General features: G+C 65.8%; 14 protein-coding genes. 11 read left to right on the top strand and 3 right to left on the bottom strand.

Going from position 1 to position 13528, the window contains the following annotated elements; translation table 11 throughout:
- Window positions 1–92 precede the first annotated feature (92 nt).
- On the bottom strand, window positions 93–1043 hold the full coding sequence (locus tag ACVOMC_RS02835; protein WP_481522765.1) for a ribokinase: 951 nt from the start codon (window positions 1041–1043) through the stop codon (window positions 93–95).
- Between the two features lie 29 nt (window positions 1044–1072).
- Complete coding sequence (locus ACVOMC_RS02840) at window positions 1073–2371, bottom strand: NupC/NupG family nucleoside CNT transporter (protein ID WP_481522766.1); 1299 nt, start codon at window positions 2369–2371, stop codon at window positions 1073–1075.
- Window positions 2372–2572: 201 nt separating this feature from the next.
- Between ACVOMC_RS02840 and ACVOMC_RS02845 the strand changes: the two genes are divergently transcribed.
- From ACVOMC_RS02845 to ACVOMC_RS02860, 4 genes are all read left to right on the top strand, one after another.
- On the top strand, window positions 2573–3544 hold the full coding sequence (locus ACVOMC_RS02845) for a potassium channel beta subunit family protein (protein WP_481522767.1): 972 nt from the start codon (window positions 2573–2575) through the stop codon (window positions 3542–3544).
- Between the two features lie 151 nt (window positions 3545–3695).
- Window positions 3696–3890 carry a hemin uptake protein HemP gene (gene hemP, locus ACVOMC_RS02850; RefSeq protein WP_481522768.1) on the top strand — a complete coding sequence of 65 codons (195 nt, stop codon included), beginning with the start codon at window positions 3696–3698 and terminating at the stop codon, window positions 3888–3890.
- Window positions 3891–4037: 147 nt separating this feature from the next.
- The gene (locus ACVOMC_RS02855) at window positions 4038–6221 is read left to right on the top strand and encodes a TonB-dependent hemoglobin/transferrin/lactoferrin family receptor (protein WP_481522769.1); all 2184 of its coding nucleotides are present in this window, start codon (window positions 4038–4040) and stop codon (window positions 6219–6221) included.
- Window positions 6222–6328: 107 nt separating this feature from the next.
- Entirely contained in the window at window positions 6329–7261 is a 933-nt protein-coding gene (locus tag ACVOMC_RS02860; RefSeq protein ID WP_481522770.1) for a DUF6607 family protein, read from the top strand.
- A 52-nt stretch (window positions 7262–7313) separates the two neighbouring features.
- Here the strand turns inward: ACVOMC_RS02860 and ACVOMC_RS02865 are convergent, their stop codons facing one another.
- A complete protein-coding gene (locus ACVOMC_RS02865) occupies window positions 7314–7667 on the bottom strand; it encodes a DMT family protein (protein WP_054658082.1) in 354 nt (117 codons plus the stop codon).
- Between the two features lie 175 nt (window positions 7668–7842).
- On the opposite strand from ACVOMC_RS02865, the gene ACVOMC_RS02870 reads away from it, so the two are divergent.
- The 7 genes from ACVOMC_RS02870 to ACVOMC_RS02900 all read left to right on the top strand — a co-directional run bounded on the left by ACVOMC_RS02870 (window position 7843) and on the right by ACVOMC_RS02900 (window position 13475).
- The gene (locus tag ACVOMC_RS02870; RefSeq protein ID WP_481522771.1) at window positions 7843–8556 is read left to right on the top strand and encodes a response regulator transcription factor; all 714 of its coding nucleotides are present in this window, start codon (window positions 7843–7845) and stop codon (window positions 8554–8556) included.
- 141 nt (window positions 8557–8697) lie between these two features.
- Window positions 8698–9972 (top strand): sensor histidine kinase, encoded by a 1275-nt coding sequence (locus ACVOMC_RS02875; RefSeq protein ID WP_481522772.1) that lies wholly within the window; start codon window positions 8698–8700, stop codon window positions 9970–9972.
- Window positions 9973–10116: 144 nt separating this feature from the next.
- Window positions 10117–10497: a diacylglycerol kinase gene (locus tag ACVOMC_RS02880; RefSeq protein WP_057505922.1), complete on the top strand. Its 381-nt coding sequence runs from the start codon at window positions 10117–10119 to the stop codon at window positions 10495–10497.
- Window positions 10498–10551: 54 nt separating this feature from the next.
- Window positions 10552–11301: a TerC family protein gene (locus ACVOMC_RS02885; RefSeq protein ID WP_054658088.1), complete on the top strand. Its 750-nt coding sequence runs from the start codon at window positions 10552–10554 to the stop codon at window positions 11299–11301.
- Between the two features lie 149 nt (window positions 11302–11450).
- Window positions 11451–12083 (top strand): LemA family protein, encoded by a 633-nt coding sequence (locus ACVOMC_RS02890; RefSeq protein WP_481522773.1) that lies wholly within the window; start codon window positions 11451–11453, stop codon window positions 12081–12083.
- 10 nt (window positions 12084–12093) lie between these two features.
- Window positions 12094–12984 carry a TPM domain-containing protein gene (locus ACVOMC_RS02895; RefSeq protein WP_481522774.1) on the top strand — a complete coding sequence of 297 codons (891 nt, stop codon included), beginning with the start codon at window positions 12094–12096 and terminating at the stop codon, window positions 12982–12984.
- Window positions 12984–13475, top strand: coding sequence for a TPM domain-containing protein (locus ACVOMC_RS02900; RefSeq protein ID WP_481522775.1), 492 nt, complete (start codon window positions 12984–12986; stop codon window positions 13473–13475). Before ACVOMC_RS02895 ends, ACVOMC_RS02900 begins: the two co-directional genes overlap by 1 nt.
- Window positions 13476–13528: the final 53 nt, after the last annotated feature.

Here is a 13528-nt window from a genome sequence, read left to right on the forward strand (position 1 = left end):
GTAGGGGGTGGGCCGTGGGGCGGTGGCTGAACGCCGGGCGGACAGCACAACGGCCCGTCGCCGGGCCGTTGTGGGTGCAACCTTCAGGCCGCTCAGGCCTCGGCTGGGGTCAGCCGTGGCATCGACAGCGCGGCGCCTTCCTTCTCGGTGGAGCGGGCCGCGTACTGGTTGGCAAAACGCACGTGGGTCATGAACGCCGCTTCCGGCGCCTGTGCCAGCGAGGAGGACAGCGCGCCGTTGAAGGCGTCGCCCGCACCGGTGGTATCGACCACCTGCACCGATTCGGCACCGATGCGGTAGTACGGCACGCTGTCGCCGCGCAGGGTGTCTTCATCGTGCGAGACGAACACGCCCACCGCCCCCAGCGTCACCACCACGGTGCCGCCCGACAGCAGCCGGCACAGGGCGTGCAGACGCGCGCCGTCCAGCGTGGCCACGTCGTCGGCCTCCACGCGCTCGCCCACATGGCGGCCGAGCAGGGCCGAGAACTCGGTCTCGTTCGGGGTCAGCACGTCGGCCAGCTTGAGCAGGCCGATGCTCGAGGGAGCATTGGCCGGAGCCGGATTGAGCACGGTCAGCACGCCGCTCTCGCGGGCGATGCCCAGTGCCGATTCGATCGATTCCACCGGTGATTCCAGCTGCGCCAGCAGCACCTTCGCGTTGCCGATCAGGGCGCGGTTGGTGGCCATGAACCCGCTGCTCAGCGAGGCATTGGCGCCGGCGCCGATGACGATGGAGTTGCGGCCGCGCGCATCGACATAGATACCGGCGGTGCCGGTGGGCTCGCTGCTGGCCTCGGCCACCAGCGCCAGGCCGTCGGCGGCGGCCAGCTGGCGCGCCAGGGCTCCGCCGGCGTCCTCGCCCAAGGCGCAGACAAAGTGGGTGTCCGCGCCGGAACGGCACGCGGCAACGGCCTGGTTGAAACCCTTGCCGCCGGGACCGGTACTGTAACGGCCGGCAATGGTCGCCCCTGGCGCGGGCAGGGCATCGCAGCGCCAGACGTGGTCGACATTGAAGGAACCGGCAACAACTACAGAACTCATGGAATCCATATCTCGAAAGTGGCTGGGGATCAGCCGAAATGGGTCAGCACGCCGGCGATGGTGGCCGTCATCAAGGTGGCGATGGTGCCACCGAGCACGGCGCGCAGGCCGAACTTGGCCAGGTCCTGGCGACGCTCCGGGGCCAGTCCGCCGATACCGCCGATCTGGATGGCGATCGAGCTGAAGTTGGCGAAACCGCACAGCGCGTAGGTGGCGATCAGGCGGCCTTCGTCACTCAGGACCACGCCAGCGACGTTGCCCTTGATGATTTCCGACAGCTCCAGATAGGCCACGAACTCGTTGATCACCAGCTTCTGGCCGATCAGCGAACCGACCGTGGTGGCATCGGCCCACGGGGTGCCGATCACCCAGGCGATCGGCGCCAGCACGTAGCCGAAGATCGTGGACAGGTTGGTCGGCTTGCCGATCATCTGGGCCAGACCGGTGACTTCACCGACCCAGGTCAGTGGCGCGTTGAGCAGCGCGATCAGGGCGATGAAGGCCAGCAGCATCGCGCCGATGTTCAGCGCCAGACGCAGGCCATCGCCCGCACCGGCGGCGGCGGCGTCGATGATGTTGGAAGAGGTCTTCTCCACTTCCATCTTCACCGTGCCCCGGGTCAGCGGGGTGCCGGTTTCCGGGATCAGCACCTTGGCGATCACCAGCGTGGCCGGGGCGGCCATGATCGAGGCTGCCAGCAGATGCTTGGCGTAGAACGCCTGCGCCGCCGGATCGCCCGCGCCCAGCATGCCCACGTAGGCGGCCAGCACACCGCCGGCGATGTGCGCCATGCCGCCGATCATCATCGTGATCAGTTCGGACTGGGTCATCTTGGAGATGTACGGGCGCACGGTCAGCGGCGCTTCGGTCTGGCCGATGAACACACTGGCGCAGACGCTGGTGGTCTCGGCGCCGGACACGCGCATGATCTTGGTGATGGCCCAGGCCATGGCCTTGACGATGGCCTGCATCACGCCCAGGTGGTACATCACGCCCATCAGCGCGGAGAAGAAGATGATCGTGGGCAGCACCTGGAAGGCGAAGATGAAGCCGTACTTGGGTACATCCATCAGGCTGCCGAAGATGAAGCTGGAGCCCTCATTGACGAAACTCAGGATCTTGACGAAGCCCTGGCCCAGCCAGTCGAACACGTCACGGCCGCCGGGAACCAGCAGCACCAGTGCGGCAAAGGCCACCTGCAACGAGATACCGGTTGCCACCAGCCTCCAGTCCACCGCTTTCTTGTTGTTGGAAAACAGCCAGGTGATGCCCAGAAGCACCGCCAGGCCGAACAGGCCGAAGCCGATCCTGCCAAAACCTTCGACCATGAGTAATCCCCGGGCGTGCCCGCAAAAGACGCAAGCCTAGAGCAGCGGCCTATGTCGGGCAAGAATTAACAGGGGATGCTCCTGCAATTGCGGCGATTGCGCCGATCTCGGCAAGGTTCGCGGCCTGGCCTGGTATCCGCGGCCCGTTACACTCTGGGCCGTTCGCGCCGGTTGGTGCGCCAGAAATCCCAGGAGTCCGCCATGCAATACCGTCGTCTCGGCTCGTCCGGCCTGCAGCTTTCCGCCCTGTCGTTCGGGGCCTGGGTCACTTTCGGTGGCCAGATCGGGCGCAGCGAGGCCCGCAACCTGATCGCGGCGGCGTGGGACAACGGGGTCAATTTCTTCGACAACGCCGAGGTCTACGCCCAGGGACGCGCCGAGGAGGTGATGGGCGATGTGATCGGCGACCTCCGCCTGCCGCGCGATGGCTATTGCGTCTCCAGCAAGGTGTTCTTCGGCGCGGTGCCCTCGCCCAATCCCCTGCAGCGCGGGCTCTCGCGCAAGCATGTCATCGACGCCTGCCACGCCGCGCTCAAACGCCTGCACGTGGAGTATCTGGACCTGTACTACTGTCACCGCCCGGATCCGGACACGCCGATCGGCGAAACCGTGCTGGCCATGGACACCCTGATCCGCCAGGGCAAGGTGCTGTACTGGGGCACCTCGGAGTGGTCGGCGGCGCAGATCGCCGAGGCGGTGGCCTTCGCCCGCGCCCATCATCTGTATGCGCCGGTGATGGAGCAGCCGCAGTACAACCTGCTGCATCGCACGCGGGTGGAGGAGGAATACGCGTCGCTGTACAGCGGCGCCGGGCTGGGTACCACGATCTGGTCGCCGCTGGCGTCGGGCCTGCTGACCGGCAAGTACAACGAGGGTATCGGCGCCGACAGCCGTCTGGCGACCTCGTCGATGGACTGGTTGCAGGCGACCGTGCTGGGTGATCCGGCTGAGGACCGGTTGGGCAAGGTCCGGCGTTTCACCGCGGTGGCCGCAGAGCTGGGCGAGTCGCCGGCCCAGCTGGCCATCGCCTGGTGCCTGCGCAATCCCAACGTGTCCAGCGTGATCCTTGGCGCCAGCCGGGTCAGCCAGCTGGAGGAGAACCTGCGCGCGCTGGATGTGGTCGCACGGGTGGAGGATGCGGCCTGGAAAAGGATCGAGGCGGCCTTTGTCTGAGGCCCGTCAGGCGGCGGAGCGTGCGCGGGATGGGCGCACGCCGCTGCTGAGGGCTGCAGGTCGGGCGGGATGGAAGAGGTCGCCCGTCAATGCTTGCATTGATATTGAGAATCATTATCATCAACTCCGTCCCCAGCACGGAATCACGATGATGTCCGCCCAACCTGTCCTGCTCCGCTCCCGCACGCTGCATCTGCCGCAACGCCCTGTCCAGTTGATGTCCGGTGACGGAATCCTGGACAGCGTCGCGCTGCTCAAGGGGCAGCGCGAAATCCTGATCCAGCATGGCGACACGTTCTACCGTCTGCGCCATACCAGCAATGACAAGCTGATCCTGACCAAGTAATCCCGCAGCACGTTCCTGCCAGCCGGCGCCTGTCCTGGTGCCATGCCCGCCTGAATCGACCCCTCTCCCTTGGCCACCACCGGCCTGCTTCGGCACCCCGGTTGCTGTGTCCGCGGGCTCTGTTCCTTCGATTGATTCCAGGCACCCATGATCCGTCCAACTGTTCTGAGCGCCGCCCTGTGGGCGGTGTTGTCTCCTGCGCACGCTGAAACCGCCACCTCGGCCGATGTGCGTGATTTCGACCGCGTCCAGGTCACCGCCACCCGGACCGCGCGGGCGGTCAGTAATGTCGCCGCCACGGTCGATGTGATCGACCGCGAACAGCTGGACAACCAGCTGGTGCACGACATCCGCGATCTGGTCCGCTACGAGCCGGGTATTTCGGTAACCCGCAGCGCGACCCGGTTTGGCCTGGGCGGCTTCCGCATCCGCGGTCTGGATGGCAACCGTGTGCTGATCCAGACCGACGGCATCGCCATGCCCAAGAGCTTCAACATCGGCAGCTTCGCCAATGCCAACCGCGATTTCACCGATCTGGAAACGCTCAAGCGGGTGGAGATCGTGCGCGGGCCGGCCAGCTCGCTGTACGGCTCCGATGCACTGGGCGGGGTGGTCGCGTTCGTCACCAAGGACCCGGCCGACTATCTGGGCGAAGGCAAAGACAGCTACGTCGGTCTGAAGTTCGGCTACGACGGGGACTGGCAGGGCCTGCTCGGCAGCGCGACCACGGCGTTCGGTGGCGGGCACTGGAGCGCCATGGTCAACGTCAATCACCGGCAAGGGCAGGAAACGGCCAACAAGGGCGAGCTGCGTACGCGCGACAACACCCGCACCGCCGCCAACCCGCAGCAGCGCGATGGCCGCAGCGTACTGTCCAAGCTGGTCTATGCCCCCGACCAGAACCAGCGGTTCCGCCTGACCGTGGAAGGCAACGAGGACAGCACCGATACCGATGTGTACTCGGCGATCGATCGCACCACGACCACCGGCATGACCGCGCATGACACGCAGACCCGCGCGCGGGTGGCGTTCGCCCATGAGATGGATGCGCTCGACAGCGCGTTGGCCGACAGCCTGCGCTGGCAGCTGTATCGCCAGGACAGTGAGACCATGCAGGTCACCAACGAGCAGCGCGCCAATGGCAGCCGCCGCCATCGCGAGTTCAATTTCGACCAGCGTGTCTACGGGCTGCAGGCGTTGCTGGACAAGTCTTTCGAGACCGGCACCGTGACCCATGCGCTGACCTGGGGCGTGGATGGCGCATGGACCGAAATACGCCAGAAGCGCGATGGCTTCCAGGTGCTGGCCAATGGCACGGTCAGCAGCACGATCCTGCCGGACGTGTTCCCGGTGCGCGACTTCCCGGTCAGCAAGACCACCGAGCTGGGGCTGTACGCCCAGGATGAGATGCGTCTGGCCGACGGGCGGCTGTCGCTGGTGCCGGGCATCCGCGTGGATCACTACCGGCTCAAGCCGGAACTGGATGCGATTTTCGCCGCTGACAACCCGGGCATGGCGGTGGCCTCGCTGACCAAGACCAGTGTGTCGCCGAAGTTCGGTGCGGTCTGGCGCTTTGACGAGCAGTGGTCGCTGTTCGCCGGCTATTCGCACGGCTTTCGCTCGCCGCCGTACAACGACGTCAATCTGGGTTTCACCAACGTGATGTTCGGCTACACCGCCATCCCCAATCCGGAACTGAAGCCGGAAACCAGCGACGGCGTGGAGCTGGGGCTGCGCTTCATCGCGTCGGCTGCCTACATGAGCGTGAGCGGCTACTACAACGACTACCGCGACTTCATTGAATCGCAGCGCTATATCGGCAACAACGCGCAGGGGCTGATGGTGTTCCAGTCGCAGAACATCGCCGATGCACGGATCTACGGCGCGGAAATGAAGGCCGGGGTGGATTTCGGCGAACTGGCCGGTGCGCTGCAAGGCTGGTCGCTGCGCAGCGCGGTGGCGTGGTCGCGCGGCGACAACCGCACCGAGGACGTGCCGCTGGACTCGATCGATCCGCTGCGCGGCAGCATCGGGCTGATGTACGACCGCGATGCGTGGGGCATGGAGCTGGCCGGCACCTTCGCGCGCCGCAAGGACCGTATCGCCAGCGCCACGGCCTATCGCCCAGGCGGCTACGGCGTACTGGATCTGATGGCGCACTGGGAGTTCGCGCCCGGTGCGAAGGTGAATGTCGGAGTGTTCAACCTGGGCGACCGCAAGTACATCGACTGGTCGGGTATCACGGCCAACCTGGCTGGCAACAGTCCGGTGCTGGATCGCTACAGCAATCCCGGCCGCACGGTGTCGGCCAGCCTGGCGGTCGCCTGGTGATGTCGCTGCGCTGATAGCGCCGGCACGCAGCAGTGCTGCCACAAACGGATCTCTCCCGGCCACGGATGGCCCCTCTCTTTCTGCTACCCCTCACAAAGGAACGACACATGAAATTGCTTTCCGCCGGCGCGTTGCTGCTGTTGGCCGGCAGCGGCGCAGCCAGCGCCCAGTCCGTGGACACCGCGCGTGATCGCGCCAGCATCCTGGCGATGCAGGGCGAATACACGGTGGATTTCGCCTTCGATGAAACCGTGCTGCTCAAACCCGGCTACGAGCGCGCCCCGGCCATGCGCAGTGGTGGCAACGAGGTGGTGATCGTGGTGGAAGACAGCCCGCAGCGTATCGTGTTGCAGCATCTGCTGGTGGATGGGAAAAGCGGCCACGTCACCAAGCATTGGCGGCAGGACTGGGTGTATGAAGCGCCCCACCGGTTCGAGTTCAGCGCCGAGCAGACCTGGGGGGTGCGCACGATTCCGGCGGCGGTCAACAAAGGCGCTTGGACCCAGTGCGTGTACGAGGTCAGCGATGCGCCGCGTTACTGCGGCACCGGCCGGTGGAGCTACGCCAACAACGTGCCGACCTGGACCAGCGACCTGAGCTGGCGGCCGCTGCCACGTCGCGAATACACCCGGCGCAGCGATTACAACGCGCTGGCGGTGATCAACCGGCACACGCTCACGCCGGGTGGCTGGACCCATGAGCAGTTCAACACCAAGGTGCAGCGCAATGCCGATGGCCGCCAGGTGGAGATCGCCCGCGAATTCGGCTTCAACGACTACCTGAAAACCAGCGAGGTCGATTTCACCCCGGCCCGAAGCTACTGGAACGCGACGGCCGGGTTCTGGGCACAGGTGCGCCAGCGCTGGGAGGGATGGCTGGGCAAGGCCCCGGGCGTACATCTGAAAACAAAACTCGATGGCATGGCGATGATCATCCCGCTGTTCGAGCAGGCCGAGACCGTGCAGGGCGGGGCGGCGGTGGATCAGACGAAAATCGACACGGTATTTGCCCGGTTCGTTGAACCGGCGCCCATCAAGTGATCCGGAGGGCCCCGCACTGCGGGGCCTTTCCCTGTCAGGCAGCGTGGTGGCGCTATTCCTTGAACATCAGCAGCGCCGCCACCACGATGAGCGCGAAGGCCGCCCAGTGGTTCCACTTCAGCGGCTGGTCCAGATAGGTGGCCGAGAACACTGCAAACACCACCAGCGTGATCACCTCCTGCATGCCCTTGAGCTGCGGCGCCGAATACACCGCGCTGCCCAGGCGGTTGCCGGGCACCTGAAGGCAGTACTCGAAGAAGGCGATACCCCAGCTGACCAGGATCACCGTCATCAGCGGCGCCGATTTGAATTTCAGATGGCCGTACCAAGCCACCGTCATGAAGACGTTGCTGGCGACCAGCAGCAGGACGGGGTACAGATAGGCGGTGATCGGCATGCCGGGCATAGGGCGCTGAGCGTGGCGGGAGTCCACAGCATAGGGCGGTCGCACGGTCCGGGAGTGCCCGATCGTGGACAGATTCCGGTCCCGGCGGCCTTCGTGATCACGAATTGCGGCGGTCTTCACACGCTTTCTACTCCGGATGCGGCATGTTTCACAAAGCTGAAGATTAGGAGGCTCCATGCGACAGACAAAGGAATCGTCCGGGTTGGTGCTGGTCGTCGAGGACAACCGCAATATTTCCGAAATGATCGGCGAGTACCTGGAAAGCAAAGGGTTCGAAGTGGATTACGCGGTCGATGGCTTGGACGGCTACCGGCTGGCGGCCGAGAACAGTTACGACGTGGTGGTACTGGATCTGATGCTGCCGCGTCTGGACGGCATCGAGGTCTGCCGCAAATTGCGCAATGAAGCGCGCAAATCCACGCCGGTGCTGATGCTGACCGCACGCGACACGCTGGACGACAAGCTCACCGGGCTGGGCTACGGTGCCGATGACTATCTGACCAAACCCTTTGCGATCCAAGAGCTGGAAGCACGGCTGCGGGCACTGATCCGCCGCGAGCGCCGCCAGGTCGGTGCCGAGGTGTTGAAGGTCGCCGACCTGGTGCTGGACCCGGTCAGCATGCGCGCCACCCGCGCCGGCAGCGAACTGCAGCTGTCGCCGATCGGCCTGCGGTTGCTCACCATCCTGATGCGCGAGTCGCCGCGGGTGGTCACCCGGCAGGAGATCGAGCGGGAGATCTGGGGCAACGGCCTGCCCGATTCGGATACCCTGCGCAGCCACCTGTACAACCTGCGCAAGATCATCGACAAGCCTTTCGACCATCCGCTGCTGCACACCGTGCAGAGCGCCGGCTACCGCATCGCCGACATCGCCCAGCCGATGAGTTGACCGGCGGGTGGCAGAGGGACGTGTAGTGGCAACCAGGAATGGCTGTCGCACCCCGTGTGCGACAGCGTTTACCGGTGCTCTGTTACGGCCGGGAAGTACCGTCGATGGCGGTAGTCGCGACGTTTCGCGGCGGGAGCCGTAATGGCGCACGGATTGCCGCGCAAGATCAGGATCGCTTTTATCGTGCAGGCACTGCTGGCCAGCCTGGCGGTGCTGCTGGGCGGCTATCTGGTGTCGCTGGTCATCAAGCACGGACTGGTCCATGTCGTGCTGCAGGAAGAGGCCGATTACTACTGGCAGCTGCACGAGGCCTCGCCGGTGCAGCCGCCGCCCAATACGCGCAATATCCGCGGTTACCTGCTGGAAACCGGGCAGTCGAGTCTGAGCCTGCCCAAGGACCTGCGCCCGCTGGAACCCGGCTTCCATGAGCTGAAAGCGGCCGACCAGCTGGTGCTGGTCGATCAACGCCCGGCCGGACGGCTGTACTTGGTGTTCCTGCGCTCGCAGGCGCAGCGCGCCGCGTTCTGGTTTGGCGTGGTCCCGGTATTGATCACCTTGCTGGGGATCTACGGCGCGTCGTGGCTGACCTACCGGGCCTCGTGGCGGATCGTCTCGCCGGTCAACTGGCTGGCGCGGCGGGTGTCGCAATGGGATCCGCGGTACCCCGATGCCAGCGAACTGGCGGCGGAGCGGCTGCCGGCCGATGTGCAGGGCGAAGCCCGCCAGCTGGCGGCCGCGCTGCATTCGCTGGCCAGCCGGGTGGGCCAGCATGTCGCCCGCGAGCGGAACTTCACCCGCGACGCCAGCCATGAACTGCGTACCCCGCTGACCGTGATCCGCATGGCCAGCGACATGGCGCTGAGTACGCCGGAGCTGGATCCACGCCTGCAGCGCAGTCTGGGCCGTATCCAGCGGGCCGGGCGGGATATGGAAGCGGTGATCGACGCCTTCCTTATCCTGGCGCGCGAGGCCGATATCGAGCCGCAGGCCGAATGGTTCGATGTGGCCGATATCGTCCGTTATGAAGTCAACAACGCCCGTGAAATGCTGACCGGGCGACCGGTCGAGCTGACGCTGGAAGTGGTGGGCAACAACCACCTGCTGCTGGCGCCGCCGCGGGTGATGCATGTTGTCATCAGCAACCTGCTGCGCAATGCCTGCGCCTATACCGATACCGGCACGATCGTGGTGGAAGTGGGCAATGACCGGGTGGTGGTGCGCGACAGCGGCATCGGCATGACGGAAGAGAGCCTGGCGCGGGTGTTCGAGCCGTTCTTCCGGGCTGAGCCGGCCCGTCCGCTGGGGACCGGGCTGGGACTGTCGATCGTGCGCCGGCTGTGCGAACGCTTCGGCTGGCGGATCGAACTGGAAAGCGCGCCGGGGCAGGGCACCACGGCTACCGTCCACTTCGGCTGACAGCGCCGGCCGGCGGTTCCCGGGAAGTGCCCGGAAGCTTGTGGCAGAATGCGCGGTCGCCATCCACATACATCGGTGCTCCCGCTGTGACGCCCTCTTCTTTTCTGCAGTCCGTCGGCCGCCGCGCGGTGGGAGCTGGCTCTCATGGCTGATGGGATCGGGCATATGCCCCGTGGTCCGGCCCGTATCCTGAAGGCGGCCAAGTGGTCCTGGCAGGGGCTGTGCGCGGCCTGGATGCATGAATCCTCGTTCCGCCTGGAAGTGTGCCTGTTCGTGGTGCTGGCGCCGCTGGCGCTGTGGCTGGGCCAGACGCCGGTGGAACGCGCGCTGCTGGTCGGCTCGATGTTGCTGGTCATCGCCATGGAGCTGGCCAACTCGGCCATCGAGGCGGTGATCGAGCGTTATGGCCCGGAGTATCACGTGCTCGCCGGACGCGCCAAGGACATGGGATCGGCGGCCGTGTTCGTGCTGATGATGAATGTGCTGCTGTGCTGGGGCCTGATCCTGGTGCCCCGTCTTTTCTGACAAGTCATCCGCCGGGCGGCGGTGACGCTATGGCTTTATTGAAGGATTTTCTGCATGTCTTTTGAGCTTCTTGCCGACCCGAACGTCTGGGTCACCCTGTTCATGCTCAGCGCACTGGAAATCGTGCTCGGCATCGACAACCTGGTGTTCATCTCCATTGCGGTCGGCCGTCTGCCCGAAGAAAAGCGTCCGCTGGCCCGTCGCGTCGGTATCGCGGTGGCGTGCGTCACCCGCATCCTGCTGCTGGTGTCGCTGGCGTTCCTGGCGCATATGGAGAACAACCTGTTCAACATTGCCGGGATGGGCATTTCCATCCGGGATCTGGTGTTGATCATTGGTGGCCTGTTCCTGCTCTACAAGGGCGTGGCCGAAATCCGCGAGCTGGTCAGCGGTGGTGAGGATGCCGACCCGACGACCACCAAGGCGTCGGCCACGTTCGGCATGGTGATCGCGCAGATCGCGGTGATCGACATCGTGTTCTCGCTGGATTCGGTGATCACCGCCGTGGGCATTGCTGACCACATTCCGGTGATGGTCTGCGCGGTGCTGCTGGCGGTGGCGGTGATGCTGCTGGCGGCCAATCCGCTGGGCCGCTTCATCGACGCCAATCCGACCGTGAAGCTGCTGGCGCTGGCCTTCATCCTGCTGGTCGGTGCGGTGCTGGTGCTGGATGGCCTGGACGTGCACGTGCCCAAGCCCTACATCTACGCGGCGATGGGTTTCTCGGTGCTGGTGGAGTGGCTGAACCTGCTGATGCGCCGCAACGCCAAGGCCCATCACGTGCCGGGCGCGGACAGCTGGTAAGTCTCCGGCATAGCCCGGACAGGATCGCCCTCGCCGCCAACTGGCCGGAAGAGGGAGCGGAGAGGCCGGCATTGCCGGCCTTTTCCGTATGCACACGCTGAACACCGGCCGTGGCATGCTCGGCGCTCCTGCCGTCAAAGGATCCGACCATGCGCCAGTACCTCCGCCTGATGTTGCTTGTCGTCGCGGCGATCTCGATTTCCGGGTGTGGCTACAACGCCATCCAGCAGAAGGACGAGGCGGTCACGGCCGGCTGGTCCGAGGTGGTGAACCAGTACAAGCGTCGCGCCGACCTGATCCCCAACCTGGTCAACACCGTGCAGGGTTATGCCCAGCAGGAACGGCAGGTGCTGACCGAGGTCACCAATGCCCGTGCCAAGGTCGGGCAGATCCAGGTCAATGCCGATGACGCCGATTCGCTCAAGCAGTTCCAGCAGGCGCAAGGTGAACTGGGCAGCGCGCTGTCGCGGCTGCTGGTGGTCAGCGAGAACTACCCGACGCTGAAGTCCGACCAGAACTTCCGCGACCTGCAGGCGCAGCTGGAAGGCACCGAGAACCGCATCACCGTGGCCCGTGGCCGCTATATCCAGCTGGTGCAGGACTACAACACGTTCATCCGCTCGTTCCCGCAGGTGATCACCGCCAAGCTGTTCGGTTACAAGGCCAAACCCAATTTCACGGTCGAGAACGAGGCGCAGATCGCACAGCCGCCGGCCGTGAACTTCGGCGCCCAGCCGGCTGCGCCGCAGCAGACGCCGCCGCAGCCCGCATCGGCACAGTGAGCCGCGCGCGATGAGCGCATTGCTGCAGCGCTTTGGCCTGTTGTTATGCCTGCTTGGCCTGGGTTGGGCGGGCGCGTTGCCGGCCCAGCAACTGGCGCCGATCCCGCCGCTGGATTCGCCGGTGGTCGATACCACCGGCACCCTCGATGCGGCGCAGAAGCAGGCGCTGGAGCAGCAGGCACTGGCTCTGCAGCAGCGCAAGGGGGCACAGCTGCAGGTGCTGATCGTGCCGACCACCCAGCCGGAGGATATCGCCCAGTACACCACCCGGGTATTCGATCAGTGGGCCATCGGCCGCAAGGGCGTGGACGATGGGGTGCTGCTGGTGGTGGCCAGGGATGACCGGCGGGTGCGGATCGAGCCGGGCTACGGGCTGGAGGGGGCCATTCCCGACGCCATCGCCAACCGGGTGATCCAGGAGTATCTGGTGCCGCATTTCCGCCAGGACGATTATGCCGGCGGTATTACCGCCGCCACGGCGGTACTGGTGGGGCTGATCGAGGGCGAGGCGCTGCCGGCGCCGGTGGCCAGCAACCGCAACAACGAGGAGGGCAATGGCGATCAGACCTTCTTCTTCGCGATCATGATCGGCGTCTTTGCAGCAGGTTTCATGCGGCTGTTGCTCTCCCGACTGCCGCGTCCGGCGCGTGGGCTGGCAGCGGGCCTGGTGGCCGGTGGTATTGGCTGGGTGCTGTTGTCGATGCTCGGCGGCGGTATCGCCGCCGTGGCCGCGCTGTTGCTGTCCTTCGGCAAGACGTCCGGCGGCGGTTTCGCCAGCGGTGGCGGTTGGGGCGGAGGTGGTTTCGGAGGCGGCGGATTTGGCGGGGGCGGTTTCGGCGGAGGGGGCTGGGGCGGCGGCGGTGGTCGCTCGGGAGGCGGTGGCGCCTCGGGGAGCTGGTGATGCGCTGGTTGCGCCATCTGTTCTCGCCCTCGGCGCAGGCCGCGTTCCCGGAAGCGAGTCTGGACCGGATCGCCCATGCCATCGCCGCCGGCGAGCGCCTGCATGGCGGGCAGGTGATGTTCGCGGTCGAATCGGACCTGTCGTTGGCGGCGCTGTGGAACGGTGTCACGCCCCGCCAGCGCGCCGAACACGCCTTCGCCCTGCTGCGGACCTGGGATACGCAGGCCAACAACGGCGTGCTGATCTATCTGCTGTTGGCCGACCGGGCCATTGAAATCGTCGCCGACCGGGGCCTGCGCGAGGTGATCGAGGCCGCGCAATGGCAGAGGATCTGCGATCACCTGCGCGAGCAGTTGCGCAACGGCGACCGTGAAGCGGCGGTGCTGGCGGCGGTGGCTGAAGTCTCGCAGCTGCTGGCCGCGCACTTTCCAGCGGATCCGACCCGGCGTGCGGGCAACGAACTGCCGGACCGGCCGCAGCTGCTCGATTGAGCCGGCGGTTGACGCGGGGGATGCAGCCCCGAGAATAGGGGCTTGTCTGCCAC

It is taken from the genome of Stenotrophomonas sp. STEN014 (assembly GCF_056760315.1).

Excerpts from the sequence above, each read along its gene's own strand:
- ACVOMC_RS02835 (WP_481522765.1), bottom strand. The coding sequence starts at position 1,043 with ATGAGTTCTGTAGTTGTTGCCGGTTCCTTCAATGTCGACCACGTCTGG.
- ACVOMC_RS02840 (WP_481522766.1), bottom strand. The coding sequence starts at position 2,371 with ATGGTCGAAGGTTTTGGCAGGATCGGCTTCGGCCTGTTCGGCCTGGCG.
- ACVOMC_RS02845 (WP_481522767.1), top strand. The coding sequence starts at position 2,573 with ATGCAATACCGTCGTCTCGGCTCGTCCGGCCTGCAGCTTTCCGCCCTG.
- hemP (WP_481522768.1), top strand. The coding sequence starts at position 3,696 with ATGTCCGCCCAACCTGTCCTGCTCCGCTCCCGCACGCTGCATCTGCCG.
- ACVOMC_RS02855 (WP_481522769.1), top strand. The coding sequence starts at position 4,038 with ATGATCCGTCCAACTGTTCTGAGCGCCGCCCTGTGGGCGGTGTTGTCT.
- ACVOMC_RS02860 (WP_481522770.1), top strand. The coding sequence starts at position 6,329 with ATGAAATTGCTTTCCGCCGGCGCGTTGCTGCTGTTGGCCGGCAGCGGC.
- ACVOMC_RS02865 (WP_054658082.1), bottom strand. The coding sequence starts at position 7,667 with ATGCCCGGCATGCCGATCACCGCCTATCTGTACCCCGTCCTGCTGCTG.
- ACVOMC_RS02870 (WP_481522771.1), top strand. The coding sequence starts at position 7,843 with ATGCGACAGACAAAGGAATCGTCCGGGTTGGTGCTGGTCGTCGAGGAC.
- ACVOMC_RS02875 (WP_481522772.1), top strand. The coding sequence starts at position 8,698 with ATGGCGCACGGATTGCCGCGCAAGATCAGGATCGCTTTTATCGTGCAG.
- ACVOMC_RS02880 (WP_057505922.1), top strand. The coding sequence starts at position 10,117 with ATGGCTGATGGGATCGGGCATATGCCCCGTGGTCCGGCCCGTATCCTG.
- ACVOMC_RS02885 (WP_054658088.1), top strand. The coding sequence starts at position 10,552 with ATGTCTTTTGAGCTTCTTGCCGACCCGAACGTCTGGGTCACCCTGTTC.
- ACVOMC_RS02890 (WP_481522773.1), top strand. The coding sequence starts at position 11,451 with ATGCGCCAGTACCTCCGCCTGATGTTGCTTGTCGTCGCGGCGATCTCG.
- ACVOMC_RS02895 (WP_481522774.1), top strand. The coding sequence starts at position 12,094 with ATGAGCGCATTGCTGCAGCGCTTTGGCCTGTTGTTATGCCTGCTTGGC.
- ACVOMC_RS02900 (WP_481522775.1), top strand. The coding sequence starts at position 12,984 with ATGCGCTGGTTGCGCCATCTGTTCTCGCCCTCGGCGCAGGCCGCGTTC.